Origin of the sequence: Exiguobacterium sp. s6, from assembly GCF_018618155.1 — a bacterium.
GTDB lineage: Bacteria > Bacillota > Bacilli > Exiguobacteriales > Exiguobacteriaceae > Exiguobacterium > Exiguobacterium mexicanum_A.
On the sequence record NZ_JACSLN010000004.1, the window covers coordinates 20,654 to 46,153 of the forward strand.

Genomic DNA, 25,500 nt, shown 5'->3' on the forward strand with positions numbered 1-25,500 from the left:
TTGATAGTTAACCTATCAAATATAACGCAGATTGATATCTTTTTCAAAAATGATCCTACACAAACGGTCCCTCACATGTGAGAGGCCGTTTTGACTTAGGACGCTTTTTGATTCAAGGCCAACGTTTCTTTCATATAGATACCTGTATACACCAAGAAGCAGCCGACACAGACGACCAAACCGATATAGACGCTCATCATGAACGGGGAGAGGAGCGAGCCGATGAGAATCGTCGAGCGCGACATGAAGTCGGCACCGGCGAACGATGTCCCTGCGAACGCCGAGTAGGCACCGCGCTGATCTTCTGGCATCATGTTCGCTTTCTCCGTGTTCAGGACAGGTGAGTAGAGCAACTCACCGAACGTTGCGAGAATCATGAACCCAAGCAAGAGCGTCATCGAGTTCGCGCTCGTGATGACGGCGTAGCCAATCATGTACAGCAACAACCCGCCGAGCAACGCCTGTTTGTTGGAGAAGCGGGACGCGAGGCGTTGAATCATGAACGTCAACGCGACGACGATGAGCGTGTTCTCGATTTGGATGAGGCTGAACATCCGCACCCCGTTGATTGCCCAATCGTTGATGGACATCGGCTCGAACGAATCGGCGAGCCGGACGGCGACGTAGCTCCCCATCGAAAACTCGGCGGCGAGAATACACATCGTGCCGAAGACGACTTTGACGAACGGACGATCACGCCAAGCGATTTGATAGCTTTGAAAGATATCGACGAAGACGAGTTTCAGTCGCTGCGACGTCCACGTCCGCTTCGTATCTTCGAGGAAAATCGCATAGGCGATTGGAAGCGTCGACGACGTCACGGTCAAAATCCAAAACAGTAACAGCTGATTGCTGACGTAGAGCCAACCGCCGATGGCTGTTCCGATTGCAATCGATAAGTTGATTAACCAATAGTCGAGCGCATAGACGGCTTTCCGGTTCTCAGGCGTCGTCGCATCGATGATGATGGCACTCATGGCAGGACGTCCGAGGTTGCTCGTCACCGTGAAAATCGTATATGCAACCATGAAGACGATCATCTGGTCTATCATGAGGCAGAGCGTCATCGTGAGGAACATACCGGCCGTGATGCTCGACGTGAGGACGAGCAGCTGTTTGCGGGAGAAGCGGTCGGCGAGATAGCCGCCCAACAACCCGATGACATAGCCGAGACAGACGAGTGTGATTAAGAAGACACCGGCGATTAACTCGTTGAACGCTTTGACGAACAACAGCGCCATGAACGGCATGATGGCGAATGAGACGGAGCGATTGAAAAATGATGTGATGAGTCGAACTTTAATCGGACGAGGTATTTCTTTCCATTTCATATTGTCACCTTCCATTCTGTACCTGTATCATAAACAAGACAACAGAACTTGAAAATGGACGAATCGAGGGGATGATGTCCACTTTTGATGAGGGGGAATGGGCATGGATGCCTACTTATTTAGTTTGTGGAAGCAATGTCGGGACGGGCATTACACGATTGCGGACATGGCGGACGCCATCCATTTAAGTGCCAAACAGACGAGACGGCACTTGCTTCGCTGGCAAGAGGAAGGTTGGCTCACCTATACGAGCGGGCTCGGACGTGGCAACGTCAGCCAACTCGTCTGGTTGCGTCATGTGGAGAGCGAGTTGGCCGAACAATTATTGAAGCGGATGGAGACCGAATCGATCGAGGCCGTGACGAACCAGCTCGAGTGGGACTGGTCACCGGCGCAGGCCGGGCGCTTCATGCGTCAGCTCGAAAAGAAGTTCGGCTACGTCCAGACATCGAGTGACGCCCTCATCATTCCACGGCGGCGCAACTTTCTGACGACGCACCCGCTCGAGGCGGCCGATATTCATAGCGCGCATCTCGTCCAAAACGTGTTCAATCGACTGTTTACGATTGACGCCTCGGGACAGGTGACGGGTGAGTTGGCGCATCACTATGAGTGGCAAGGAGACACACTCGTGCTGTTTCTGCGAAAGGGAGTCCGCTTCCACGACGGCTCGCTCATGACGAGTAAAGACGTGACAAAAAGCTTGCGGGCGCTCTTCCAGTCGCCGGCTTATCGGGAGACGTATCGTTACGTGCGGCATGTCGCCTCGAATGGTCCATACCGAGTCGATGTGACGCTCGATCGTCGTCGCAACTCGTTCGTGCCACGCCTGTCGATGATTCACACGAGCATCGCTAAAGACACGATTGGGACGGGACCGTTCCTGTTGGAGCGGCATGACGCCGAGAAGACGGTGCTCGCGGCGTTCGAGAACTATTTTGGCGTCCGGTCGCTGCTCGATCGTGTTGAATTTTTACAGGTGCCTGACGGCTACGATCCGACGTACCGTATCTCATCGCGAGACTCCGAGGAGACAGGCTACATCTCGACACCGTCAGGCTTCACGCTCGTCTTCTTGAACGCTCAGCCGGGCGGGGTGTTCGAGCGGGACGAGGCGAGGCATTACATCCACCGACTCATTGCAGAGATTCGACCGGATGTCAGGTCGCTCGACAATCGAAAAATCCCGAACGACCGCGGCTTCCTCGGCGATGCGAGCGAGACGTATCAACTTCCGGATGGGCCCGTAGTGACGTTCGACCGTCCGATTCGCATCAAACAGACAGACTTCACGTCGACGGTGTCGATGTGGATTGCCGACATGTTGACGCGGCACGGGATTGCCTACGAATGGGTGCCGGTCAGTTTTAAGGACACGATTCATGACACGACGTATTTTGACCGGGTCGATATGCTCGTCCACGGCGAGATTTACGAGCGCAACACGTCGCTCGGGTTCGAACAATTTTTGACGAGTGATTACTCGCCGCCGCGTCGACTCTTGCGTCATATCGACGGGATGACGGAGCGGGTACGCCAGTATGATGAGCTGCCGTTTGAAGACTGGTTGCCGCTCCATCAGCAAATCGAGCGGGAGTTGAAAGAAGGATCATATTTCATTCCGCTCTATAACGAGGAGCGGACGATCCCGTTCCCGGTCGAGTTGAAGGATGTCTGTATCGACATCTTTGGGTATTTTGATTTTGCGAAGTTATGGATTCCATCGTAAAGAAAGAGGGAGAAAAATGAAGCTGACCCGAAACTGGTTTATCGTGTTATTGATAGGATGGCCTGTCTTGTTCGGTCTGGGGTTTTGGAACGGTGAAGTGGTGTGGATCGCTGCGACTGGATTCGGCGTCACGTTATCGGCTTACTATGAACAGCAATTGAGCAAACTCGACAAAGAAACGAATGTGACGATTCGTGCCGCCGTCAACCAGTCACTCGTGACATGGTTCGGTATGGGCCTCATGCTCATGTTTATCATCGCCGTCTTTTTCTTTGATGAGCCACGCGTGCCGTTGCTGGATACGATTTATCTCGTTCTAGGTATCGGATTGACGCTGAACGGATTGTTCATCCGAAGCGCGTATCGAGACGAGCTGAGTGATACGTCCAACGTGATTCGACACTAAAAAAGACCAAGCTGCGCGCTTGGTCTTTTCGTTATGCCGATTTATCGTTGTTCTCTTTTTTCGCTTTCCGGGCGAGCGTTAAAATCTGATACACCTTGAAGAAGTCATACGCGGCTACGGCGATGATGAAGTACGTCCAGAAGCTGAAGCCGTACTCTTGTACCGAGTAGTAGGCGAGGACGGTGAACAGAATCCCGAATGAGAGACTGAACAAAAACATAACTTTTAAGTGTCGCGGCATCAATGCCACCTCATTTCTACATTAAGAATAATACGACCATGACGAGCGCGTTGTTGAACGCGTGAATCGCGATTGGCACGATCAAGCGACGCGTCTTGGCATAAGCGACGGTGAAGGCGAAGCTCATCGCCACGTAAACGAGAATCTTGTTGTCGCCGTGGATGAGCGCGAACAAGAGCGAGCTGACCGCGAAGGCGATCCAGAACCCGAAGCGGGCACTCAAGTTGCCGAACAAGATGTGACGGAACAGAATCTCTTCCATAATCGGTCCGAGCAAGACGACTGAGAGCGTCATGACCGGGACGAGTCGGACGATGTCCGCGATTTGCTCGGTGTTCTGGGAGCCCATGACGTCACCGGAGATCCACGTCTCAATCAAGTTAGCGACGATGACGAGCCCGTACTGCATGAGGATCCCGAGTCCGATCCATTTGACCGTGTCGTTCAGATTTGATTGGATGCCTTGCTGTTTATATAGCTTCAAGTCGGGCCAAAGCAAGAAGACCGAGATGATGATCGTCAAGCTGAACCCGATGGCGAACCAGAGCCCGGTCGACGTTGGCGTGATCCATTCCGGACGCACACCGCTAATCAATACCGGAAAGAATTGAACAAACGCGTATAGCAGAATCGGGATGATATGCCGAATCCGAATGTTAGGCGCCATCGAAAAACGGGTATTTATCGATTGGTTTGAGTTTAGTGTAGCCAATTCAACACGTCCTTATTCCTAAGAGTCAACGTTCCTTTTGACCATTGTATCAAATAAGGTCTCTTGACCGCGAGTGGGAGCATTTTTTCGATGTTCCCGCTTGCATTTTCAGGCGTCTCATACTACACTAATCAATGTTAGCACTCCTTTTTGATGAGTGCTAAAACTTACGATTCAACGATACATCATTCATATTCGGAGGAGGTTTTTTCTATGTTAAAACCACTAGGCGATCGCGTCATCATCGAAGTCGTGGAGAAAGAAGAAAAGACGATCGGAGGCATCGTGCTTCCTGACACGGCGAAAGAGAAGCCGCAACAAGGACGCGTCCTCGCAGTCGGTACAGGCCGCGTCACGGACCAAGGTGAGCGGATCGCGCTCGACGTCAAAGAAAATGATTTGGTCATCTACTCGAAATACGCGGGTACCGAAGTGAAGCATGAAGGCAAAGAATACTTAATCGTTCGAGAGAGCGACATTCTCGCAATCGTAGGCTAAGACTCACCATTCTTCAAAAACTTTTCTAGGGGGAAATGAACAATGGCAAAAGAAATCAAATTCTCAGAAGACGCACGTCACGCGATGCTTCGCGGTGTCGACGCACTCGCTGACGCGGTAAAAGTCACAATCGGACCGAAAGGACGCAACGTCGTCCTCGAGAAGAAGTTCGGCTCACCGCTCATCACGAATGACGGCGTGACCATCGCGAAAGAAATCGAACTCGAAGACCACTTCGAAAACATGGGCGCGAAGCTCGTTGCCGAAGTCGCCTCGAAGACGAACGAAGTCGCAGGGGACGGTACGACGACAGCGACAGTCCTCGCTCAAGCGATGATTCGTGAAGGTTTGAAGAACGTGACAGCGGGCGCGAACCCGATGATTCTCCGTAAAGGAATCGACAAAGCGGTTCGTCGTTCACTCGAAGAGCTCAAGCTCATCTCGAAACCGATCGAGTCGAAAGAAGCGATCGCCCAAGTTGCGGCCATCTCGGCAGCGGACGAAGAAGTCGGCGAGTTGATCGCGGAAGCGATGGAACGCGTCGGAAACGACGGCGTCATCACGATCGAAGAGTCACGCGGCTTCACGACTGAACTCGACGTCGTCGAAGGGATGCAGTTCGACCGTGGTTACTTGTCACCATACATGATCTCAGACTCAGACAAGATGGAAGCGGTGCTCGACAACCCGTTCATCTTGATCACCGATAAGAAAATCTCGAACATTCAAGAAATCATCCCAGTGCTCGAGCAAGTCGTGCAACAAGGGAAACCGATCCTCATCGTTGCGGAAGACATCGAAGGCGATGCGCTCGCGACACTCGTCTTGAACAAACTCCGTGGTACGTTCAACGCGGTCGCGGTCAAGGCACCAGGCTTCGGCGATCGTCGTAAAGCGATGCTCGAAGACCTCGCGACGCTCACAGGCGGCCAAGTCATCACCGAAGACCTCGGCCTCGAGCTCAAGTCGGCATCACTCCAACAGCTCGGACGCGCATCGAAAGTCGTCGTCACGAAAGACACGACAACGATCGTCGAAGGTGCTGGAGACGAAGCCACGATCAAAGCACGCGTTCAAACGATTCGCAACCAAATCGAAGAGACATCGTCTGACTTCGACCGTGAGAAACTCCAAGAGCGTCTCGCGAAACTCGCAGGCGGCGTAGCCGTCGTCAAAGTCGGCGCAGCGACAGAGACAGAGCTGAAAGAACGTAAGCTCCGCATCGAAGACGCGCTCAACGCGACACGCGCAGCCGTCGAAGAAGGCATCGTCGCAGGTGGGGGTACAGCCTTCATCAACGTCATCCCAGCGGTTCGTGCGTTGCTTGCAGAAGTGACAGCGGATGAAGCGACAGGTGTCAAACTCGTCCTTCGTGCCCTCGAAGCACCGGTCCGTCAAATCGCGGAAAACGCGGGTGAAGAAGGTTCGGTCATCGTCGAGAAACTTAAGAACGAATCAGTCGGCATTGGCTACAACGCCGCAACTGGCGAGTACGTCGACATGATTGCACACGGTATCGTCGATCCGGCGAAAGTGACGCGCTCAGCGCTTCAAAACGCAGCATCAGTATCAGCCATGTTCCTCACAACGGAAGCGGTCATCGCAGACAAGCCAGAACCAGCAGGCGCTGGCGGCGGCATGCCTGACATGGGCGGCATGGGTGGAATGGGCGGAATGATGTAAGTCATACGCTCAATTAGAAACCATTCATCAGCGAAAGCTGGTGGGTGGTTTTTTGTATAGATTTTAAAAAAGATGGTTGTTAAAAATGGAACCTGAGTAGTGGTATTGACGTACATTTAGGTAGAGAATGGGGGTTGGTATTGTGGCACCACGTTGTACGAATTGTCACTACAAATGGAGAATAAAAGAAGTTTTAGCACTCGGTTTTTCTAGGAACGGAAAAGACTGCCCAAATTGTGGTCAAAAACAATTCATTTCTGCTGAAACTCAAAGTTTTTTGACCTTGGGATACTTAAGCCTCGTATTCGTTCCGTTTATCCTACTTTGGATTAAATTAAGTGATCACGATGAGAACGCAAGCAGATGATTAAATTCCTAGGGTTATGCTTATCCATTAGTTTAGCGTATTGGGCCATCGATTATGGGATTCACGATGAGGGGTTAGGGTTTCGTAGAAAGGTGCCGTTGTTTACTGTGCTGCCGTCATGTTTTTTATACGTAGTTCTTTATGGAATGGATTTAAAAGAACGCTTCAAAAAAAGCGACGAGTAACATCGTCGCTTTTTAGTCTGTCTGTTTCCGGTTATACATCACAATACTTCCTACGAATACAACAAGCGCCCAAGCCGATAGAATCACAAGCTCCAACCATGTAGCACCAAGGCCAGCCCCCGCCTCGATTTGATGCGCGAGGTCGATCAAGACGATGTTCGGCAAGTACTCGAGGAGACCGATGATAGAGAAACGATCCTCGTACACCAACAGCATCGGTGAGAACGAGAAGAAGAAAAACGCCGGCATGACGATGAGCGAGGCTTCCATGACCGTCTTCGTCATCAATCCGAGAATCGTCCCAATCCCGATATAAAAGAACGTCGAGACGATCAATGCGAGTGAGATGACGAGTAGGTTCGCAGGACTGTATCCCATGATGAAGGAGCACGCTGCAATCAAAACGAGCGTCGTCACAAACGTGAGCGCACTCTTCCCGAGCAAGATGTCGAGCGTACTCGCCGGTGACAGCATCAGCCCGCGGAGCGTGTTCTTCTCTTTCTCTTCGGCAATCAAGGCACACTGGACGAATGTCGCGACGAGGCTGAACGTGATGTTGATGACGAAGTATGTCACGTCGATGCCTCCTCCGCCGAGCTGTGAATAGAAGACGGCGAAGAACAGCGGCATGATCAACGTCGAGGAGACGAATAAGTTCCGCGACAAGTCTTTGTAGTCTTTCTGAAAAATGGCGAGTGCCCGTTTCATTGAAAATGTCATGATAATTTCCTCCCCGTCACTTCGATAAAGATATCCCCGAGCGTCGGCTCGTTCGAATGGATGGCCGCGATGTTTTGATCACGCATCTGTTCATGAAGCCAGTCCGCCCCATCTTTTCCTTGCTTCAATTCAACCGTTTCCCCGTCATGAAGTTCGACACGCATCGAGCCGTTCGCATAGTTCCGGCGCAATCGTTTCGGGGCGTCGAGAAGTTGAATCTCCCCTAGATGTAAGAAGGCGACGCGGTCGCACAGTTCCTCGGCCTCGTTCATGTCATGCGTCGTCAAGAAGATGGTCGTCCCTTTTGCCTTCAACCGTTCGATGCCTTTATAGATGTGGCGCGAGTTGACCGGATCGAGTGCGGACGTCGGCTCATCTAAAAACAATAGCTCCGGTTCATGTAACAACGCCCGGGCCAGTGTCACCCGTTGCAGCATCCCGCGTGATAAGGCGGAGATGCGTTTTTTGCGTTCCCCGGCCAAGTTCACCGTTTGCAGTACCTCATCAATTCGGGTGCGTGGTTCGTCGTATAGGTCGCAATAGAGTTGCAAGTTTTCTTCGATGGAGAGACGCGTGTATAGGCCGCTGTTGTCGGTCAATATACCAATCCGCTTCCGATACTGTTCTTGTTTCAACTCCAAGACCGGGACGCCGAATACGGTCGCGTCACCTGACGTCTGAGCGAGTTGGGACGTCAAGATTTTGATAGTTGTCGTCTTTCCCGATCCACTCGGTCCAAGAAAGCCGAACACTTCTCCCTTGCCGACAGAAAACGTCACGTCGCGTAACGCCTCTTCATTGCCGAATAGCTTTTTTAATCCGTTCACTTGAATGATTGAGTCCATTCTCGTTCCTCCTCGTCGATGTCGTCTTGCTTGCTTTTATCATATCGAGAGGAAGAGGAGAGCGCATTAGAATGGCGATAAATGGCGCTTTTCGAGGAACGAGTGGAGCGAATGAGGCGGTGAATGGAGCCTATTTCAGCCCGATCATCGTCTTCAATTCGGTCATTTTCGTCTTCGAGAGCGGGATGGTCGTCTTCGCTGAATCATCGAGCACGAGGCTGAAACTGTTCTTTGTATAGGTGATCACTTCCCGCACCCGTTGAAGGTTGACGATGTACGACCGATGGCAGCGGAAGAAGCCGTATGGGGTCAGACGTGTCTCGAGTTCGTTCATCGTGAAGACGCTCGGGAACTGCTCGGACTGACTGTGCAATACGGATTGTCCGTCCTGACTCTCGATGTAGTCGATTTCCGGCGGATCGAGCAAGACGATTTTCTCGTTCACTTTCGTTGGAATCTTCTCGAAGCGGACGTGTATCACCTCTGGCGTGACGTCTTCGTTCGTATCCGGTTCATCCGGTTCTACGTCGAGTAGGCGCAAGTGTCGGTGGTCGATCCGATAGACGGTCGACGTGACGAACAGGGCGCTTTCCATGTTGCTCGTCAGAAGCAGGATGGCTTTTTGTTGTTGCTTCAGTTGCAGCAAGACGGTCGCGAACAAGTGCCGTGTCTCTTGGTCGACGTTTTGATCCGGTTCTTCAAGCACATAGATGTCCCGATTATGTAAGAGCAGGGCCGCGTATTGGACGCGCCGGACGAGCGACAAGTTGAGCCGGTTCAATCGTTTGTTCCGATATGGGGTGAGTTGAACGTTTTGCAAGATGGTATCCAGTGATTCCGTCGATGCGTAAAGCGTATGCGTGAAACGCAAATATTCCTCGACCGTCAGCCGGTCGTATAAGCCGTCACGGATGGAGAAGACCGAGAGCGTACGATTCGCTGTATCGATGGTCCCGGAGTAGGTCGCATGCTTGTCGGTCAATAGCGCGAACAATATTTCCCGGGAAGTGACGCCGCAGTGGATGGCTGCGACTTCACCCGGATTGATGGTGAACGAGATATGTTCAAGGATGAGCGTGTCTTGTTGGCGAACAGAGACGTTGTCGAACGTAAGCACCGAATCCCTCCCTTTTTAGTTGGAGTATACCATTGATTCAGGAAAGACTTGAGTAATGAATTGGAATAAGTCTATGCTAAACTGGAGATAATTTGAAATTAGATGAGGGTGTGTCAGTGAAGATGATTGAGGTCATTCCGTTAGATTTTGATAAAACGAGTATAGATGAGATTGACCGGACAGCCGATTATTTGAACTATCCGGTGATTTATATTTTGAACGGACAGAAGGAAGCGTATATTGGGGAAACGGTGCATTTCCAAAAACGCATGAAACAACATCTGAAGCTGAAACAAGCTGATCGGAAAAATGTAGACCAAATCAATCTCGTGAAGCATGAGACGTTCAATCGGTCGGCGACGTTCCATCTTGAGACGAAGTTGATCAACTACTTTTTAGGGGACGAGAAGTACACCTTACAAAACAAAAGCAAGACGGCGAGCGACTTCACACACAATTATTACAATAAATCGTTCTACGACAATGAGCTGTTTCCTGAGTTATGGGGTGCGCTACATAAGAACGGGCTCGTCGAAAACGACCTGCACGCCATCGAGAACAAAGACATCTTCAAATTGTCACCGTTCAAAGAACTATCTGTTGAACAGATGGACTTGAAAGAGCGTGTGCTTGAGTTCTGTGAGACACGGATTGCGAAGTCCAAGCCCGAAGACACGTATGGAGATTTATACGTCATCGAAGGTGAGGCAGGCGTCGGCAAAAGCGTCGTGCTCAGTTCTATCTTCAATACCATTCAGGCGCGGACGAACGAGGCGGGTTCGAATCTGTATCAGACGGAGAACTATCTGGTCGTCAACCATGAAGAGATGCTGAAGACGTATAAAGGGATTGCCAAACAAGTCAAACACTTGAAGGCTGTCAATTTCGTCAAACCGACGCCGCTCCTCAACAAGTTACAAGATAAAAAAGTGGATATTATCTTGGTCGACGAGGCGCACCTCCTGTTGACGAAATCAGATGCGTACAACAATTTTCGAGCAGATAATCACCTCGAGGAGTTGATGAAACGTGCGAAGATTGTCATTGTCATCTTTGACCAAGACCAAGTGTTAAAGCTGAAGAGCCGGTGGGACCAAAGTGTATTAAAGAGATATAAACAAAAAGCGAAGTGTTTGAAAACATATAAACTGACGAATCAGTTTCGGATGCAGGCGGATGAGGATGTCATCGATTGGATCAACGCTTTTAAAGCTAAGCAGATACAGGCATTCCCGTCGTCTACAGACTATGATTTGCGCGTGTTTGAAACGTTGGAAGAGATGCATCAAATGATTATCGAACAAGATCAGAAACATGGACTCAGTCGAGTCGTGTCGACGTTTGATTATCTTCATAAAAAGGATGGAGAAACGTATTACGTCTATGAGTCGAACGGGGAGTATAAGATGCCGTGGAATACGACGGGCGGCAAGACGACGTGGGCCGAGAAGTCAGAGACGATTGCTGAGGCCGGGTCGATCTATACGATCCAAGGTTTTGATTTGAACTACGTCGGCGTCGTGCTCGGTCCTTCGGTAACGTACGATGAGACAAAGGATTGCTTGGTGATTGACACGAATCTTTATAAAGATACAGGAGCTTATGCTGGGATTGACGGTGTCAAGGATGTCGAGCTGGCGAAAGAACAGATTGTCTTGAACTCGATTAATGTGTTGATGAAGCGAGGCGTCCGAGGACTTTATTTGTATGCGAGCAATCAAGCGTTGCGAGATAAGCTGTTACACATTCAAAGAGAGAAGGTACAGATATGAACGAAGTACAACGACTGATGGACAAAGTGATTGAATTCCGTGACGAGCGCGATTGGGCGTTCCACCATAACCCGAAAGATTTGGCGTTGTCGTTATCGCTCGAGGCGAGCGAATTGTTGGAGTTGTTCCAATGGGTGTCGAGCGAAGAAGCGCTCGAGACGAAACACGTCGAGATGAAAGAAGAGCTCGCGGATGTCCTCATCTACGCGCTGACGTTTGCTCATGCGGCAGGGATCGATGTGTCGCAAGCGATTGAAGAGAAGCTCGAGAAAAATGCGGTGAAGTACCCGAGTCCGAACGCCTAAGTTGCAATCGACCGATTAACCCTGACCATTATTTTCACTACGTTTTGATATGAAATCGGATAAAGTGGTGAAAGAATAAGTCTGGAGAGGGTTAATGAATATGGGCATCTATTACACGTATCAGCATGAAGACGCTTGGAAAGTAGCATTGGAGCGAGGGTATCTACAAGGTGATCCTCACTACGCCTTGTTCAATGACGAAGGATTCGATTTTTTTAAACCGGCCTATGACTGGATGGTCGAACAATATGAGCAGCGAATTGGAATTTCGCTGAACGGGAACTATCCGGTCTGGTGTTGGGACGAGTTTCCTGACTTAAGTATCGGTGGACATATTGGACAAGGAAACAAAGGTGTGGTGTTGACGGTTGAATTACCGGATGATCAAGTATTGGCTTCGGAAATTTCATTTTGGGATTTTGTTCTACACAACTCTACTTTATTTGATACAGCCGAAGCATTCGACACCGAGGAAGAATCCACTCCAGCGTATACGCGAAAGTCTTGGGAGAAACTCTTTGACCAGAAGTGGTGCGAAAAGATGGCAGTCAATCGGTCGATAGCGGCACCTAGCTATCAATACGTGATTCATCGCATCGAGTTGCATCAAGTAAGGACCGTCACGCCGTTCCAAGACTTGAGTGACAGTTGGTTGGACCGGATTCGAGGATTGGGATGGCGTCTCGGCTATCGACTGGGTTTGAAGAAGTCGATACCGTTCCAGTGGCGAGACCAAACTGGGTTGAAAGAAATTAGTTGAACAAAAGGAGTCTGGTTCTATGACGCAGCGCGAACGGTTCAATCATTTGTTTGAGAGCGGCAAGCGCTCGACCCGTCAGGCAATCATTCTGTTTGCACTGATTACAGGAATCAGTGTGACCTTGATGATGATTGGCGAACGTCGTCTCGCTGAATTCATTTGGTTCCTTCTAGTGTTTCCATCTGTCGGTCTCGTGAAAATAGGGGCTCGGACGAACACATTGCTGCGCTTCAACCAGTCCGCCGAGTATAAGCGGCTTGTGCGTCTCGAATGGTGGACAGCATTTGGACTGATTGGAGCATATGTTGTATTGATCTTGACGCTACTGCTCAATCCGGAACTAATCAGTGTGACGGTTGTCGCAACCGGTATTTATGGAATCGGAATCATTGCGTCGTCTCGGCTTGATCAAAGACTTGGCAAAGTTGATCCGGAGCACGTGACGTACAAAGTGTATGCCCGAGGGAAAGTCGGTTTCTTTTTAAAATAAATGCAGTCAAAAAGGAGTAGCGCGCGCTACTCCTTTTCGTTTACGCGATCGACCAATTGTTTCGCTTCAAGCAGCGACAGGTCATATGTCTCACGCAAGAATTTAACGGTCGGAATCACGCCAATCGTATCGATTTTTTCTTTAATCGACGCATGAAACTCAGCATCTTGAACGATTGGTTCGGTATGGAGTTGTTTTCGTTTCAATGCACTCATGTCCTTTGCTTGTTGCGCAATGATATTGATCAAGAAGGCGTTCAAAATCAATGAGGCAGTCAACATGATCGTGTTCCAATCCATTCAACCACTCCTTTCGACTTAATCATCGATGATATCGAAACTGTAAGCATTGGTGAGCGGGTTATGGATGATCAACTCATAACTGAGCTGTTGTTCGTCCGCTTTATCGATCAACAGATTGATTTCCGACATATTGAATACGCGTTGGCAGGTAACAGTCGTAACGAGTAACAGACCACAGATGATGGCTGTGAGGACGAGACGTTTCGTCCAAATCGTGAGTGATGTCGACATTAAGGGCGTACCTCTATTTTTTCTTCGATTCGCTCGAGGCGCTCCACTAAGACGTCGAACTGTTGTTGCTGATGAGCCGCGGTTTGACGTTCCAATTCGAGTCGCGCGTCAGCTCGTTTCTCATAGCGACCGATAAATCGAACAATCATCACGATGACCGCGATGAGTAACGCGAGTGGGACAATTATTGCCAATAAACTAAATAGTAAGGTGATTAAAACATTCATCCTCTTTCCTCCTTTATGTAATTCATACGGCTAGTATACTTCCAAATTCAGACAAACCCAAACGATTCCAACAATGGATAAGGAAACGGCAGGTCAGTTATGCTAAAGATATTAACAAGAAAAAGGAGTATACCTATGGCAATTTACTATACATATCAACATGCGGGTGCGTGGGAAGCCGCAAACGAGCGAGGTTATTTGTTTGGTGATCCGGCCTACGGCATTTTTCAAGACGAGGACTACGCGTATCATCAGCCTGCCTACGACTGGCTCGCAGAACAATATGAACAGCGGACAGGGGTCTCGCTTCATGGAAACTATCCAGTTTGGTTGAGCCAAACACGGCCAGAAGTCGCACGGGGCGGTTACTTGGAACCTGGAGAACCGGGCGTTGTGCTGACGGTTGAGTTACCTGACTCACACGTGCTCGAAGTCGAGGCCGGTTATTGGATGTTTGCGTTGAACCGGTACTTTCTCTCGTTTGAAGACAGGGAAGTTATAGACGAGGAAGAGTTAAAAAAATCTTGGGAGAAGATGTTCGACCGCGACTGGTGCGAATCGATTGTCGATGAGTATCCGGAGACTAACACAAAGTATCACTATCTAGTTGCCCGGATTGATCTCGGGCAAGTGCTCGATGTGACGACGTTTGTCGAGGAAGGGGCAGCACTATGAACATCGCTATTATCGGAGCTGGCGTGAGCGGGTTATATGCCGCGTCGCTCCTCACTGAAAAAGGCTATGACGTCACCATCTTCGAGGCGCGCGACCGCATCGGGGGACGTGTGTTGAGCCATGACGGGTTCGACCTCGGCCCGACCTGGTATTGGCCAGAGACGGAGACGACAATCACGCAACTGATCGAACGACTCGGTCTCCCGACGTTCTCTCAACACACGACCGGGGATTTGATGCTCGAGCGCCAGTTCGGTGTCATCGAACGCCATACGCTCCCGCCAGGTCATATTGTTCCATCGATGCGACTCGTCGGGGGCATGGCCAGCTTGACGACGGCGCTCGCTTCGACACTACCGGCAGGGACAATTCAACTCGAGTCGACCATCACCTCAATTCAACAGGCGGAAGACGAGATATTGGTCGAGCTCGAAGGCGGACAGACAACAGCGTTCGAACACGTCATCCTAGCCATCCCACCCCGGCTCATCTCACGCATCTCGTTTCACCCGGAACTGTCTGAAACGACGAAGTCGAAGCTGGCAAACACTACGACCTGGATGGCTGGACAGGCGAAAGTACTCGCCGTGTATGACCGCCCGTTTTGGCGAGACAATGGTCGATCCGGTCAAGGGATAAGTTGGGCCGGCGTGTTGCAGGAGATCCATGATGCTTCGCAGCCGGGTGGACTTGCGGCGTTATTCGGCTTCTTCCGGTTGTCTGCTGCCGAACGCTCGGTACTCGACCGAGACGAGCTGAATCGTCGCGTCATCGATCAACTCGTGCGACTGTTCGGGGAAGAAGCGCGCCAACCGCGTGACGTGTTATACGTCGATTGGTCGAGTGACCGGCATACGGCCACGGTCCAAGACGGGGAACCGTTGACCGATTTTCCGGTCTATCAGCCGATCGCGCTCGATCCAACCTGGGAAGGACGACTCTCACTCGCTGGGACGGAGACGGACTCCTTGTTCGGTGGCCATATCGAAGGCGCGCTCCGTGCAGCGGAACGTGTCGTCGAGCAACTCTAACCAAAAATGCGTATCATCCCAAGCCAGGGACGATACGCATTTTTCATTTGAATTTTTTGATCATCAGCGCCAGCGAACGATTGATCATCGTCATCTCGTCATCTTCGAGCACGGAGAACATCTCTTCGGCGAGCCGTTCCTCGATCGCATCGATTTGTTTCGAATATTCCATACCGATTGGGCCGAGACGGATGAAACTCTCACGTAAGTTGTCCGGGTTCTTCTCTTTTTGGACGAACTCACGTTGTTCGAGCACTTTGAGCACTTGGCTGACCGCACTTTTCGAGATATTCATCTTTGTGGCAATCTCGGTCGTCGTCCATGTATCTTGTCGTTTGAACAGGAGTAACATCTGTTCTTGCTGGTAACTGAGTTCGAATTCATTCAACTCGGTAAAATATTTAGTGAACAACAAGTCGAGCTCGTCAATTTGACGGTACATCTCGATGACTTGCTGTTTGCGTGTGTCATTCAATCGTCGTTCTCCTTTCATCGCGTGTCACGGAACGTCTGGCTCCGCACGTATAACACGATACTGCATACTAACCCGATTATACCAAACGAGATGAGTAACGTTTGAATCGGTACGGCCAAGGCGACCAGAATCGATAGGACGGCGAACGCAATCGGCTCTAACCCGGATGCGGCGAGCGCCATGATGCTCATGACGCGTCCGATTTTGTCGTGATCACTATGTTCTTGCATGAGTGTGACCGTCGGCAAATAGACGAGCATCAACATGAAACCGCTCGCGGCCGCAGCCAAAGCGAGAAGCGTGATGGATTGCGCCTGCGTATAGAGGAAGAAGGCCCCAAGCGTCAAAAACAGGACGCGGAAGACGAAGCGTCCACGGTGGACCGAGCGGAACAACAGGACGAGAAAACTTGCGGCGAACGTCCCGACAGCAAGCCCACCTTCAATCAGACTCAAGTCAAACGCATTGCCGCCCCGTTCACCGACGAGAATCGGGATGCTCATGATGAGCGGTCCCATGACGAACAAGTTGACGATGGCGATCGACAGCGTTCCACTCCGTAAAATCGGTGTGCTCGAGACGTAACGGATGCCCTCTTTCAAGTCAAAGATGACATGACCGAGCGACATGGCACGGGCGAGAGGGATCGAGTCACGAATCAAGCGCGGCATAATCAAGATAGCTGCGATGAAAATCAAGACGGCCGCCGTCCCAAAGCTGAGCCCGAAGCCGCCCCATGTGAGTAAGGCACCGGCGAGGAACGGGCCGAACACGAACATGAGCTCGAGCGTCCCTTGGAAGAGCGAGTTGGCACGCTGCAACTCTTCTTGTTTGACGAGCGACGGAATCAAGGAAGACAACGCCGGATAGGACATACCGTCAAGTAGTCCAAACACAATGGAAATCATGACCAAAGCGAACACCGAATACGCGTCCGCGAGATGGAGCGCCACGACCGCAACCATAAGAAGACCTTGCCCGAGGTTCGTCAAAAACAAGAGGCGACTCTTTTGGAACCGGTCGGCGAATACGCCGCCGAACACCATCATTACGACACGCGGTAACGAGACGGCGGTCATGATAATCCCGAGAAGGGCCGGTTGCTTCAGTACATCGATCGTGAGCCACGATACGCTCAAGAAGAAAATCGAGAAGCCGAGCGTGAGCGTCATGCCGGATAACCACGTGAACACGAAGCGTGGATTTTGTAGCAAATTCATAAAGAAAACCTCAGTCTTTCTACCTTTTAATATAGTTAAGTTAACTAAACAATATAGTGAAGTGACTGGTTCGTCAAGCGAGGAGGCTACTACAAGACAATTGTAAAAAAACGGAACTTTTTTTCTGGTGGAATCGTATAGTGGGATAAGAGGTGAAGAAGATGAATAAACATCAGCGTTTGAAGCAAATGGTTACCGCAAATCGGAGATGGCTTCTCGTCAGGCTCGGTTTTGCGATTCCGGTTGGAGTATTGCTTTTTTTCTTTCTGCAAACTGAGACACGATCGCTCATGTACGGAAGTTTGATGGTGGTGTCGCTGTTGGCTTACGGCGTGATGATTGGGCGGGAAAGTCGATTCATGAGCAGTTTCACAGACCACATTCGAGCGAAGCGGATCATCCACATTCAATATGTGTTCGACTATATGATGGTTGTCTTCAGCTGTTTGTTTTTCCCGTTGCTCTTGAAGCTCGAAACAATCAGTTGGGTCCCATTTTTCATCTTCTCCCTTGCAGCGTTGGCGCTGGTAATTGTCGAACGGCTGCTTGATGAGAAAGTAAAGCGGATCGATCCCCAGCAACCGAGGCGTCGCGACGTCAAACGGGAAAGCTTTTAAGGGGGGGATTCGATGACCAAACAAGAACGCATCAATCTGATTTATAAAACCAATATAAAGACGGCTGTTCTTCAAAGTCTGCTCACGTTTCCGATGGTGTTTTGTCTCGTCGGATTGATTCAGTCGGATTCATGGAACGGTTGGTACGTGGCCGGCGTACTCGTCTGTCTCTTGCTGCTGGGAGGAATTTTCTCCAAGGCGAACCGAGTCGAGACCGAGTTGACCGAACGAGAGGATGCCAAAACCATCATCGCCCGTCGGAACGGATTTGTCTTTGCGCTGTTCGTCGTATTCATTTTATCGTTTGCGCTGACGCTTAACCTCGGTTGGATGTACGCCTGGATATTAGCTGTGGCAGTTGGTGTACTATACGGTGGCTACCGCTTGATTCGAAAACAAGACGAGCGATTGAGTGACATCGATCCGGAGCATCCAAAGCTTAAAGAGATTCGACTCGACAACGTCAGAGACTGAGGAGGTACTCGATGAACAGGGAAGCCCGGACTGAAGCTTTGTTACAAATCAATACGACGTATCGTCGTTTTATGATTGGGAGCAGTGTCGTCATCTTTGTGAGCGCACTCTATTTCATGATGCATACGACTTATTCTGGCGTGATTGCGGTGGTCAGTCTCATCCCGACGTTGTTTTTCGAATGGAAACAAACCGTCCTCTATCTTCGGTTTAATGATGACTGGACGTATCGCCGTCTCATTAAGCTACAGTTTTCTTTACTCGTTTTCACGTTCATCTTATTGTTCAGTCTGATCGCACTGTTTTTAACGGGACAGATCCATCCGGACGTGTTGATGTGGGCGGTGGCCATCGGGGCACCACCTTCAGTCTTGTTACCGCTGTGGATCGATCGAAAACTGCTCAAACTCGACCCGGAACACGTCACGTCGAACATGCTGGCCAAAGCCAATCGCGAGAAGCTGAAGCGTCGGCTTGATGGAATCAATGATTAGAAAAGGAATGGAATCGTATGACGAAACAACAACGGATTGACGAAATGAATCGATACCGTGAGCAAAGGAAGCGGCGACGAGACGTGATGTTCGCTCCTGTCCCTGGACTATTGTTTGTCACGTTGCTCGCGGATCATATTTGGTGGGTTGGCTTAGGGTTGATGGGGTTGTTCGCCAGCGGTTCAATCGTGTATTTGCTGAAAGAAGGGGAGGCGTTTGCTCGTCTATCCGATCAAAGCGGAGCACAAATGGCGACGCGGAACGTCTACCGGATTTTAAGCGGATGGTACGTCTTCATCGTCGGTAGCGTGGCGAGTTATAAACTGGTGGCCCCTTGGTGGACGTGGGTTCTCGTCATTGGGATTGCCTTCCTGTTGCCGCTTCTGTATAAACGCTTCAATGAAACTGTTCAAAGCGCAGATGCAGCTCAACCGGTCCGCTCTGAATTGGCAACGGCGAGTGGATTGCTATGAAGATGTTGACGAAACAGGAACGAATCGAGCGTTTGCTCGCACATGAGGATGCGACGTGGCACTGGCGCTACTGGGGCCTCTTCTTTAACCTCATCGTCGTCGCGTTCATCTCTTATCAGACATCGATTTACTTACCGTTGATCGTGTTCGCGCTGTACTTGCCGCAACTATGCGTCGAATGGAGGAAGACAAAACTATTGCTGACATTTAATCCAGATCCTCGCTATCGGCGCTGGATTTATAGTGATTTCATCGTCGAATGGTTCATCTTTTTGCTTTTCCTGTGTCTGTTCGCTTGCTATCACACCGGTTTCATCACGATTTGGACACTTGGACCCACCTTGGTGATTGGTGTGATTGGTGGGGTGCTGTTCTCGCATATAATCAATCGAGCTATTCTTGATTTTGACATAGAGCATGTAACCTCTAAATCATTTAATAAAGCCAAAGTGCGACGAAATAAAGCCGGGAAAATGAGTCATTGACATAAGTCAGGGCTCATTTTTTTATGGAACGATTCGGGGCAACGGGAATCTAAAGTATATTCAGTTCGAAATGGTTGAGTGAGGTGTATTTCAATCTGAAGATGATAATTTGCAGTAAATTAATACTTTTTATAGAAACGTTTCGATTAACCATTGCATCTCTTTTTGTAAGCGCTTATACTTTTGGTATACACAGGTGAAACGTTTCGATTTACAAATCATAGATAAAGGCGGGATGGAATGAGAGCGACACAATTAGTGCAGGAGATGACAGTGGCTGAAAAAGTGGGACAGCTTGTTCAGACACTGCCCTCCATTTTTTCGGATGATGAGCAAGATGTGATCACCGGACCGATCGCGGAGTTGTTGAAAGAAGACGGCATCACCGATGAGAATCGGTGGAACATCGGATCGGTCATCGGGATCAGCAACGCGAAACAAGCGCAAAAGTTGCAGGAAAGTTACTTGCGACATAATCGACTCGGCATCCCGCTCTTGTTCATGGCGGACATCATCCACGGTCACCGGACGATTTTTCCGGTCCCGCTCGCGATGGCCTGTTCTTGGGATCTTGCTGAAGTCGAACGAATGGCACGCACTTCGTCTATCGAAGCGACGGCATCCGGTCTACACGTCACGTTCTCTCCGATGGCTGACTTGTCACGCGACCCGCGATGGGGACGTGTCATGGAATCGACCGGAGAAGACGTGTGGTTGAACGGTGAGATGGCGGCGGCGTTCGTCCGTGGTTATCAGTCGGACGATTTGACGAGAGACGATACGTTGGCTGCCTGCGTCAAGCACTTCGCGGCTTATGGCGCGCCGGAAGGAGGACGCGACTACAATACGGTCGATGTATCTGACCGCGAGCTGCGTGAGTTCCATTTGCCGGCCTATAAACGAGCCCTTGAAGAGGGGGCGAAGATGGTAATGACGAGTTTCAATGTCGTCCATGGTGTTCCGGCCACGGCTAGTGAATATCTCATGCGGGATATCCTCCGCAGTGACTGGGGCTTCGAAGGTGTATTGATCTCGGACTGGACGGCAATCAAAGAACTCATCCATCATGGCGTCGCCGAGACGCTGAAGGATGCGGGAGAACTCGCACTCCGAGCTGGCGTTGATATCGATATGATGTCGGGCGCATACACGAATCATCTTGAAGCGATGCTTGCAAATGGGGTAGATGAGGCTTTACTGGATGAGGCGGTCTTGCGGATCTTGACGCTAAAAGAAGAGTTGGGTTTATTCGACAACCCTTACCGAGGGATTGATCAAGCGAAAGAGACAACGCTCCACCTTTCAGATGGGCATCGAAATCAGGCGCGTTGTCTGGCAGAAAAGAGTGCGGTCCTTTTGAAAAATGATGGTGTCCTTCCGTTACAAAAGCATCGTGTCGCGCTCATCGGACCATTTGTCGACTCGAACGACGTGCTTGGCCCGTGGGCCGGATATGGGAAAAGAGAAGAGGCCGTGACGTTGCGGCAAGCATTTGACCGGGCTGAAATTCCTTATGTGTTTGCGGAAGGATCGACCGTCGAAAAAGAAATTGATTGGACGGAGGCTTGCCGCATCGCAGAACAGTCGGATGTCGTCATCCTGGCGCTTGGCGAAGCCTCGTGGATGAGCGGTGAAGCCGGCAGCCGTACGGACATTCGTCTTCCGAAGACACAGCGCGAAGGGCTTAAGCGTCTAAAGGCACTCGGGAAACCAGTCGTGACGATTTTATTCAATGGCCGTCCGCTCGATCTTCGCGACGTCGTCGAACATTCGGATGCGGTGCTCGAGGCCTGGTATCCGGGCACTGAAGCTGGTTCGGCGCTTGTGAACTTATTATACGGGCAAGTCAGTCCGTCGGGGAAACTGACGATGTCGTTTCCTTATAACGTCGGCCAAGTACCGATCCGCTACGACTCGTTGCGGACAGGGCGTCCGTCAGACATCGAACACGCTGATCCACGCTACACGAGCAAGTATCTCGACGCACCGAACGAGCCGCTCTTCCCGTTCGGATATGGCATGACATACACAACGTTTAGCTACAACGATTTCATCGTCAAAGACGTGACAGGCGGCATCGTCGAGGCGACTGTCGTCATTCGAAATGATGGGGCGACGACGGCAGATGAAATTGTCCAATGGTATATCCAAGACAACATAGCCAAAGTCTCACGGCCGGTCAAACAATTGAAAGGGTACGAGAAAGTGACCCTCAAAGCCGGCGAATCCGTGACGGTGACGTTCACCGTTGAAGGAGATATGCTCCACTATCTTCAGCCGAACGGTTCGTTTGACGCCGATCCGGGAACGTTTACGCTCTTTGTGGGCCCGAACAGCCGTGACGTATTGGCAAAATCTTTTGAACTAAAAACAAAAACGAGGTGTACGACGTGAATGTATTAACCGAACAGACAACCCTAACATGCGGAGACGTGAGCCTTTCGCTCACTCCGATGGGAGACATCCGCCAATTGAAAACCGGACCGATCATGGTCAATCAGTTAATCCATCATCCATTCGACGGCTCGATGGCAAACCTTTATGTCCGACATGAGGGCGGAGTTGCCCGGCCGTTGCTGGGACTGCATTCACCTAGTGATTTAGAGGCCTCGGGTCAGGAAATCGTTTGGTCAGGACACTATCCGGAGTTTGCTTATGAAGTACGAGGGACGATCAGCGACCACGGCGTTCGCTTTGACGCTACATTCAAAGGGACAGGTCAATTCGACGTCACATACGTCCAAGATCTCGGACTCGCTGATGAAGGCGGTGTTCGCACGAACGAGGCTTACATGGCGCAGTATATCGACTATATGAAGACGGATACGGCGCTGATGGCGCGCCAAAATCAAAAGCAGTCGACCGGGTTCCCAGCGATTCGAATGACATCGTCCCGAGCTATCGCAGAATATGCGACGGATGGTTTTGACGTGTATGGCACATCCTATAAATTGACCGGGCGAGCCGTAGGACTAGACGGTGCACTGCCTTCCCGTGTCTATCAATATGAGTTCGCCTTGCCGACACTTCGGACTGAACCGTTAGACATGGGGACGGACCGAGAAATCGCATTCGAATTGTCATTGGTTCAAAATCATCCGGAAGCGCTGACAGAGCAATCGATCAAGCATTTCGCAACGATTGAAGCGGGAGCACCCGTCGAACAAACGGTACGTCCTCGTCCGTATCTTCGCCAATCGTTCCAATCAATCAGTGGCGGTGGGCTCGCGATGAGCGAAATCGAGCGCCTCTATCCGGTGCGACGACTCGAAGAGACAGAGGGTGGACAGCTCTTGTCCTTCTTCACAGAAGAGGGTTCGCACGTCGTCTTAGCGGCGAAAGAGCATCTCGTTGAGCGGAGTCACGGCAACATCTTATTGAACGCCGGGAGTCTGATGCCGGACGAGTCGAAGCTCGCCACGACCGTATTCATGAACGGTGTCTTCAACTCACATATTGTTTACGGCAATACAAACTTCAACAAATGGACGACTAACGTCCGAAATCCACTCAATGTCCCGAAAACATCGGGACAACGCATCTATGTCGAGATGGACGGGGCATACCATTTGCTGACGATGCCGAGCCTGTTCGAGATGCGTCTGAACGAGGCCGTATGGCGCTACGATTTGGACGGGGAGACGATTATCGTCCGTACGTCCATCGCCTCAGGTGCTCCTGTCATCAAGACGACCGTCGAATCGTCGCAACCGCGACGGTTCGTCATGAGTCACCAGGTCGCGATGAACACGCAAGAGTACGTCGTTCCGTTCCGTATGGAGCAGACGGACAACCGGCTCCTATTCAAGGCGGACGAAACGGCAGACAGCGCCGGTATACGACCTGATTTGACATATGCAATCGAGAGCAATCAGCCGTTTGAGCTCCTCAAAACGTCGGATTGGTTCGACCAACCGTTCGAGGACGATCTTGTTTGGATGTCATACGAACCAAGCGAGCGCGTGACGGTGCATCTTGGTTTGGCGAATCACAGCCCGTTTGAGCTAGACGAAAAGCAGGAGCGGAATGCTTACCGAATGTGGATGGATAGCTATATGAACGGTTTCACGCTTAAAGGCGAGGCATCTGACATCGAGGCGTTGAATATTCAAGCGCTATGGTACGTCCAAAACATGCGGGTGCACTATCAGTCACCACACGGCCTTGAGCAATACGGTGGAGCTGCCTGGGGTACCCGGGACGTTTCACAAGGGCCGATGGAGTTCTTGCTTGCGACCGGTCATTTTGAAGAGGCGCGAAAACTCTTGCTTGTGATTTTCAGCCATCAATTTAAGGACGGAGATTGGCCGCAATGGTTCATGTTCGATGAATATGCGGGTATCCAACAAGAGGATAGCCATGGTGATGTCATCGTTTGGCCGCTCAAGGCATTGTCGGATTACTTGGCCCGAACTGAGGACGTGACATGTCTAGACGAAATAATTCCGTTCCGCGACCGTGACGGAAAGACAGAAGCGGACGCTTCACTGTATTCGCACGTGGAACGAGCACTTGGATTCATTGAAGATCACTTTGTCGAAGGTTCTGTCTTCTCAGCCTACGGTGGAGGAGACTGGGACGACACGCTCCAACCAGCCGATGAAGATTTGAAACGTCACCTCATCAGTTCATGGACGGTCACATTGACGTACCAAGCGTTCCGTCAGTTGCACGAACAGTTGCCAGCGTCACATTTGGCAGATCGCTTAGGCGAGTTGAGCCAAGCAATTCGGAAGCAGTTCACAGACGAGATGATTCGGGACGGGGTTATCGCAGGATTCTTAAAAGAAGTTGATGGACGCTTCGAGACGATGCTTCATCCGTCCGACAAGACGCTGCCAATGCGCTACCGCTTGTTGCCAATGACGCGCAGTGTCATCGCTGAACTTGTCGATCAAGACCAGATGACACGCAACTTTGATTTGATTGCCACGCATTTGACGTTCCCGGACGGAGTCCGTCTCATGAACCGACCTGCCGAGTACCGGGGCGGAGTCAGCCGTCACTTTATGCGGGCCGAACAGGCAGCGAACTTTGGTCGTGAAATCGGGCTGCAGTACGTGCATGCTCACATCCGCTACATTGAGGCGCTGGCGAAGGCGGGGCTACGCGAGAAGATTCGTCCGGCTTTCAATATGATCAACCCGGTCCGGATGGACGAAGTGAAGAATGCCGCACCGAGACAACGAAACGCCTACTTCAGTAGTTCGGACGGAGATTTCGCTGACCGCTATGCGGCGGAGTCACAGTTCGGCCGCTTGAAAGATGGAACGGTACCCGTGAAAGCGGGATGGCGCATTTATTCGAGTGGACCGGGAATCTGGTTCAACCAATTTGTCTCGAACTACCTGGGGATTCGTCTCGGGACCACCCATGTCGAGTTCGATCCGATCGTGGATGCGGACACATATGTGCAGATCCGCCTGTTCGGTACGGAGACGATGGTCCAGTTCCGTACGGGTGAGCCGAGTATTACGCTGAATGGTCAGAGGTTGAACGGTCACACCCTAACGAATCCATATCGCGAAGCAGGACAGCGTGTCGAAAAAGATGAATTTTTGCGCTACGCCAAGGAAAAGAATGAGTTAGTGATTACGGTGAAGGGGTGACGAATTCGTCACCCTTTTCTTAATAG

At 50.8% G+C, this 25,500-nt stretch carries 29 protein-coding genes; 18 read left to right on the forward strand and 11 right to left on the reverse strand.

Annotation, left to right across the window (positions count from 1 at the left end; genetic code table 11):
• Positions 1-95: 95 nt before the first annotated feature.
• Positions 96-1,331, reverse strand: a complete 1,236-nt coding sequence (locus KNP75_RS13945; protein WP_215190671.1) for an MDR family MFS transporter — start codon at positions 1,329-1,331, stop codon at positions 96-98.
• Between the two features lie 103 nt (positions 1,332-1,434).
• On the opposite strand from KNP75_RS13945, the gene KNP75_RS13950 reads away from it, so the two are divergent.
• The gene (locus KNP75_RS13950) at positions 1,435-3,060 is read left to right on the forward strand and encodes an ABC transporter substrate-binding protein (RefSeq protein ID WP_215190672.1); all 1,626 of its coding nucleotides are present in this window, start codon (positions 1,435-1,437) and stop codon (positions 3,058-3,060) included.
• A 16-nt stretch (positions 3,061-3,076) separates the two neighbouring features.
• Positions 3,077-3,466, forward strand: coding sequence for a hypothetical protein (locus tag KNP75_RS13955; RefSeq protein WP_215190673.1), 390 nt, complete (start codon positions 3,077-3,079; stop codon positions 3,464-3,466).
• 31 nt (positions 3,467-3,497) lie between these two features.
• Here the strand turns inward: KNP75_RS13955 and KNP75_RS13960 are convergent, their stop codons facing one another.
• Entirely contained in the window at positions 3,498-3,707 is a 210-nt protein-coding gene (locus KNP75_RS13960; RefSeq protein ID WP_131472784.1) for a YdiK family protein, read from the reverse strand.
• A 16-nt stretch (positions 3,708-3,723) separates the two neighbouring features.
• Positions 3,724-4,419 carry a CPBP family intramembrane glutamic endopeptidase gene (locus KNP75_RS13965; protein ID WP_251128373.1) on the reverse strand — a complete coding sequence of 232 codons (696 nt, stop codon included), beginning with the start codon at positions 4,417-4,419 and terminating at the stop codon, positions 3,724-3,726.
• 213 nt (positions 4,420-4,632) lie between these two features.
• Between KNP75_RS13965 and groES the strand changes: the two genes are divergently transcribed.
• From groES to KNP75_RS13980, 3 genes are all read left to right on the forward strand, one after another.
• Complete coding sequence (gene groES / locus KNP75_RS13970; protein WP_021065365.1) at positions 4,633-4,917, forward strand: co-chaperone GroES; 285 nt, start codon at positions 4,633-4,635, stop codon at positions 4,915-4,917.
• Between the two features lie 42 nt (positions 4,918-4,959).
• The gene (groL, locus tag KNP75_RS13975; protein WP_021065364.1) at positions 4,960-6,600 is read left to right on the forward strand and encodes a chaperonin GroEL; all 1,641 of its coding nucleotides are present in this window, start codon (positions 4,960-4,962) and stop codon (positions 6,598-6,600) included.
• 127 nt (positions 6,601-6,727) lie between these two features.
• Positions 6,728-6,967, forward strand: a complete 240-nt coding sequence (locus tag KNP75_RS13980; RefSeq protein WP_084592986.1) for a TIGR04104 family putative zinc finger protein — start codon at positions 6,728-6,730, stop codon at positions 6,965-6,967.
• Positions 6,968-7,164: 197 nt separating this feature from the next.
• Here the strand turns inward: KNP75_RS13980 and KNP75_RS13985 are convergent, their stop codons facing one another.
• The 3 genes from KNP75_RS13985 to KNP75_RS15850 all read right to left on the reverse strand — a co-directional run bounded on the left by KNP75_RS13985 (position 7,165) and on the right by KNP75_RS15850 (position 9,834).
• A complete protein-coding gene (locus tag KNP75_RS13985; RefSeq protein WP_034781430.1) occupies positions 7,165-7,872 on the reverse strand; it encodes an ABC transporter permease in 708 nt (235 codons plus the stop codon).
• Positions 7,869-8,717, reverse strand: coding sequence for an ABC transporter ATP-binding protein (locus tag KNP75_RS13990; protein ID WP_215190674.1), 849 nt, complete (start codon positions 8,715-8,717; stop codon positions 7,869-7,871). Before KNP75_RS13990 ends, KNP75_RS13985 begins: the two co-directional genes overlap by 4 nt.
• A gap of 130 nt (positions 8,718-8,847) precedes the next feature.
• Complete coding sequence (locus tag KNP75_RS15850; RefSeq protein ID WP_215190675.1) at positions 8,848-9,834, reverse strand: LytTR family transcriptional regulator DNA-binding domain-containing protein; 987 nt, start codon at positions 9,832-9,834, stop codon at positions 8,848-8,850.
• 122 nt (positions 9,835-9,956) lie between these two features.
• On the opposite strand from KNP75_RS15850, the gene KNP75_RS14000 reads away from it, so the two are divergent.
• The 4 genes from KNP75_RS14000 (at position 9,957) to KNP75_RS14015 (ending at position 13,161) form a co-directional block, all read left to right on the forward strand.
• Positions 9,957-11,606, forward strand: coding sequence for a DUF2075 domain-containing protein (locus tag KNP75_RS14000; RefSeq protein WP_215190739.1), 1,650 nt, complete (start codon positions 9,957-9,959; stop codon positions 11,604-11,606).
• A complete protein-coding gene (locus KNP75_RS14005; protein ID WP_034781437.1) occupies positions 11,603-11,911 on the forward strand; it encodes a nucleotide pyrophosphohydrolase in 309 nt (102 codons plus the stop codon). The genes KNP75_RS14000 and KNP75_RS14005 overlap by 4 nt, the downstream gene beginning before the upstream one ends.
• A gap of 94 nt (positions 11,912-12,005) precedes the next feature.
• Positions 12,006-12,671, forward strand: coding sequence for a DUF3841 domain-containing protein (locus KNP75_RS14010; RefSeq protein WP_215190676.1), 666 nt, complete (start codon positions 12,006-12,008; stop codon positions 12,669-12,671).
• Positions 12,672-12,690: 19 nt separating this feature from the next.
• Positions 12,691-13,161, forward strand: coding sequence for a hypothetical protein (locus KNP75_RS14015; RefSeq protein ID WP_215190677.1), 471 nt, complete (start codon positions 12,691-12,693; stop codon positions 13,159-13,161).
• Between the two features lie 26 nt (positions 13,162-13,187).
• Here the strand turns inward: KNP75_RS14015 and KNP75_RS14020 are convergent, their stop codons facing one another.
• Genes KNP75_RS14020 through KNP75_RS14030 form a run of 3 tightly spaced genes read right to left on the reverse strand, consistent with a single transcriptional unit; the run spans position 13,188 to position 13,921 of the window.
• Complete coding sequence (locus KNP75_RS14020; protein ID WP_214754634.1) at positions 13,188-13,460, reverse strand: hypothetical protein; 273 nt, start codon at positions 13,458-13,460, stop codon at positions 13,188-13,190.
• Between the two features lie 18 nt (positions 13,461-13,478).
• Positions 13,479-13,694, reverse strand: a complete 216-nt coding sequence (locus tag KNP75_RS14025; protein WP_215190678.1) for a hypothetical protein — start codon at positions 13,692-13,694, stop codon at positions 13,479-13,481.
• Positions 13,694-13,921, reverse strand: a complete 228-nt coding sequence (locus KNP75_RS14030) for a hypothetical protein (protein ID WP_215190679.1) — start codon at positions 13,919-13,921, stop codon at positions 13,694-13,696. Before KNP75_RS14030 ends, KNP75_RS14025 begins: the two co-directional genes overlap by 1 nt.
• A 135-nt stretch (positions 13,922-14,056) precedes the next feature.
• On the opposite strand from KNP75_RS14030, the gene KNP75_RS14035 reads away from it, so the two are divergent.
• Both KNP75_RS14035 and KNP75_RS14040 read left to right on the forward strand, forming a co-directional pair.
• The gene (locus tag KNP75_RS14035) at positions 14,057-14,596 is read left to right on the forward strand and encodes a DUF3841 domain-containing protein (protein ID WP_215190680.1); all 540 of its coding nucleotides are present in this window, start codon (positions 14,057-14,059) and stop codon (positions 14,594-14,596) included.
• Positions 14,593-15,627 carry a flavin monoamine oxidase family protein gene (locus KNP75_RS14040; protein WP_215190681.1) on the forward strand — a complete coding sequence of 345 codons (1,035 nt, stop codon included), beginning with the start codon at positions 14,593-14,595 and terminating at the stop codon, positions 15,625-15,627. The genes KNP75_RS14035 and KNP75_RS14040 overlap by 4 nt, the downstream gene beginning before the upstream one ends.
• Before the next feature lie 43 nt (positions 15,628-15,670).
• Here KNP75_RS14040 and KNP75_RS14045 read toward each other — a convergent pair whose 3' ends face one another.
• Positions 15,671-16,102: a MarR family winged helix-turn-helix transcriptional regulator gene (locus tag KNP75_RS14045; RefSeq protein ID WP_232819589.1), complete on the reverse strand. Its 432-nt coding sequence runs from the start codon at positions 16,100-16,102 to the stop codon at positions 15,671-15,673.
• A 14-nt stretch (positions 16,103-16,116) separates the two neighbouring features.
• Positions 16,117-17,322 carry an MFS transporter gene (locus KNP75_RS14050; protein ID WP_215190682.1) on the reverse strand — a complete coding sequence of 402 codons (1,206 nt, stop codon included), beginning with the start codon at positions 17,320-17,322 and terminating at the stop codon, positions 16,117-16,119.
• A 161-nt stretch (positions 17,323-17,483) separates the two neighbouring features.
• On the opposite strand from KNP75_RS14050, the gene KNP75_RS14055 reads away from it, so the two are divergent.
• The 7 genes from KNP75_RS14055 (at position 17,484) to KNP75_RS15855 (ending at position 25,474) form a co-directional block, all read left to right on the forward strand.
• Positions 17,484-17,939, forward strand: coding sequence for a hypothetical protein (locus KNP75_RS14055; protein WP_215190683.1), 456 nt, complete (start codon positions 17,484-17,486; stop codon positions 17,937-17,939).
• Between the two features lie 12 nt (positions 17,940-17,951).
• A complete protein-coding gene (locus tag KNP75_RS14060) occupies positions 17,952-18,413 on the forward strand; it encodes a hypothetical protein (RefSeq protein ID WP_215190684.1) in 462 nt (153 codons plus the stop codon).
• A gap of 11 nt (positions 18,414-18,424) precedes the next feature.
• Positions 18,425-18,907: a hypothetical protein gene (locus KNP75_RS14065; protein WP_214764543.1), complete on the forward strand. Its 483-nt coding sequence runs from the start codon at positions 18,425-18,427 to the stop codon at positions 18,905-18,907.
• A gap of 17 nt (positions 18,908-18,924) precedes the next feature.
• A complete protein-coding gene (locus tag KNP75_RS14070; protein WP_215190685.1) occupies positions 18,925-19,380 on the forward strand; it encodes a hypothetical protein in 456 nt (151 codons plus the stop codon).
• A complete protein-coding gene (locus KNP75_RS14075) occupies positions 19,377-19,865 on the forward strand; it encodes a hypothetical protein (protein ID WP_215190686.1) in 489 nt (162 codons plus the stop codon). The genes KNP75_RS14070 and KNP75_RS14075 overlap by 4 nt, the downstream gene beginning before the upstream one ends.
• 267 nt (positions 19,866-20,132) lie before the next feature.
• Positions 20,133-22,259, forward strand: a complete 2,127-nt coding sequence (locus tag KNP75_RS14080; RefSeq protein WP_215190740.1) for a glycoside hydrolase family 3 N-terminal domain-containing protein — start codon at positions 20,133-20,135, stop codon at positions 22,257-22,259.
• Complete coding sequence (locus KNP75_RS15855; protein ID WP_215190687.1) at positions 22,256-25,474, forward strand: GH36-type glycosyl hydrolase domain-containing protein; 3,219 nt, start codon at positions 22,256-22,258, stop codon at positions 25,472-25,474. Before KNP75_RS14080 ends, KNP75_RS15855 begins: the two co-directional genes overlap by 4 nt.
• Positions 25,475-25,500: the final 26 nt, after the last annotated feature.

What these genes read in the sequence shown, in the direction of transcription:
- KNP75_RS13945 (WP_215190671.1), bottom strand. Translation starts at nt 1,331, where the DNA reads ATGAAATGGAAAGAAATACCTCGTCCGATTAAAGTTCGACTCATCACA.
- KNP75_RS13950 (WP_215190672.1), top strand. Translation starts at nt 1,435, where the DNA reads ATGGATGCCTACTTATTTAGTTTGTGGAAGCAATGTCGGGACGGGCAT.
- KNP75_RS13955 (WP_215190673.1), top strand. Translation starts at nt 3,077, where the DNA reads ATGAAGCTGACCCGAAACTGGTTTATCGTGTTATTGATAGGATGGCCT.
- KNP75_RS13960 (WP_131472784.1), bottom strand. Translation starts at nt 3,707, where the DNA reads ATGCCGCGACACTTAAAAGTTATGTTTTTGTTCAGTCTCTCATTCGGG.
- groES (WP_021065365.1), top strand. Translation starts at nt 4,633, where the DNA reads ATGTTAAAACCACTAGGCGATCGCGTCATCATCGAAGTCGTGGAGAAA.
- groL (WP_021065364.1), top strand. Translation starts at nt 4,960, where the DNA reads ATGGCAAAAGAAATCAAATTCTCAGAAGACGCACGTCACGCGATGCTT.
- KNP75_RS13980 (WP_084592986.1), top strand. Translation starts at nt 6,728, where the DNA reads ATGGGGGTTGGTATTGTGGCACCACGTTGTACGAATTGTCACTACAAA.
- KNP75_RS13985 (WP_034781430.1), bottom strand. Translation starts at nt 7,872, where the DNA reads ATGACATTTTCAATGAAACGGGCACTCGCCATTTTTCAGAAAGACTAC.
- KNP75_RS13990 (WP_215190674.1), bottom strand. Translation starts at nt 8,717, where the DNA reads ATGGACTCAATCATTCAAGTGAACGGATTAAAAAAGCTATTCGGCAAT.
- KNP75_RS14000 (WP_215190739.1), top strand. Translation starts at nt 9,957, where the DNA reads ATGATTGAGGTCATTCCGTTAGATTTTGATAAAACGAGTATAGATGAG.
- KNP75_RS14005 (WP_034781437.1), top strand. Translation starts at nt 11,603, where the DNA reads ATGAACGAAGTACAACGACTGATGGACAAAGTGATTGAATTCCGTGAC.
- KNP75_RS14010 (WP_215190676.1), top strand. Translation starts at nt 12,006, where the DNA reads ATGAATATGGGCATCTATTACACGTATCAGCATGAAGACGCTTGGAAA.
- KNP75_RS14015 (WP_215190677.1), top strand. Translation starts at nt 12,691, where the DNA reads ATGACGCAGCGCGAACGGTTCAATCATTTGTTTGAGAGCGGCAAGCGC.
- KNP75_RS14020 (WP_214754634.1), bottom strand. Translation starts at nt 13,460, where the DNA reads ATGGATTGGAACACGATCATGTTGACTGCCTCATTGATTTTGAACGCC.
- KNP75_RS14025 (WP_215190678.1), bottom strand. Translation starts at nt 13,694, where the DNA reads ATGTCGACATCACTCACGATTTGGACGAAACGTCTCGTCCTCACAGCC.
- KNP75_RS14030 (WP_215190679.1), bottom strand. Translation starts at nt 13,921, where the DNA reads ATGAATGTTTTAATCACCTTACTATTTAGTTTATTGGCAATAATTGTC.
- KNP75_RS14035 (WP_215190680.1), top strand. Translation starts at nt 14,057, where the DNA reads ATGGCAATTTACTATACATATCAACATGCGGGTGCGTGGGAAGCCGCA.
- KNP75_RS14040 (WP_215190681.1), top strand. Translation starts at nt 14,593, where the DNA reads ATGAACATCGCTATTATCGGAGCTGGCGTGAGCGGGTTATATGCCGCG.
- KNP75_RS14050 (WP_215190682.1), bottom strand. Translation starts at nt 17,322, where the DNA reads ATGAATTTGCTACAAAATCCACGCTTCGTGTTCACGTGGTTATCCGGC.
- KNP75_RS14055 (WP_215190683.1), top strand. Translation starts at nt 17,484, where the DNA reads ATGAATAAACATCAGCGTTTGAAGCAAATGGTTACCGCAAATCGGAGA.
- KNP75_RS14060 (WP_215190684.1), top strand. Translation starts at nt 17,952, where the DNA reads ATGACCAAACAAGAACGCATCAATCTGATTTATAAAACCAATATAAAG.
- KNP75_RS14065 (WP_214764543.1), top strand. Translation starts at nt 18,425, where the DNA reads ATGAACAGGGAAGCCCGGACTGAAGCTTTGTTACAAATCAATACGACG.
- KNP75_RS14070 (WP_215190685.1), top strand. Translation starts at nt 18,925, where the DNA reads ATGACGAAACAACAACGGATTGACGAAATGAATCGATACCGTGAGCAA.
- KNP75_RS14075 (WP_215190686.1), top strand. Translation starts at nt 19,377, where the DNA reads ATGAAGATGTTGACGAAACAGGAACGAATCGAGCGTTTGCTCGCACAT.
- KNP75_RS14080 (WP_215190740.1), top strand. Translation starts at nt 20,133, where the DNA reads ATGACAGTGGCTGAAAAAGTGGGACAGCTTGTTCAGACACTGCCCTCC.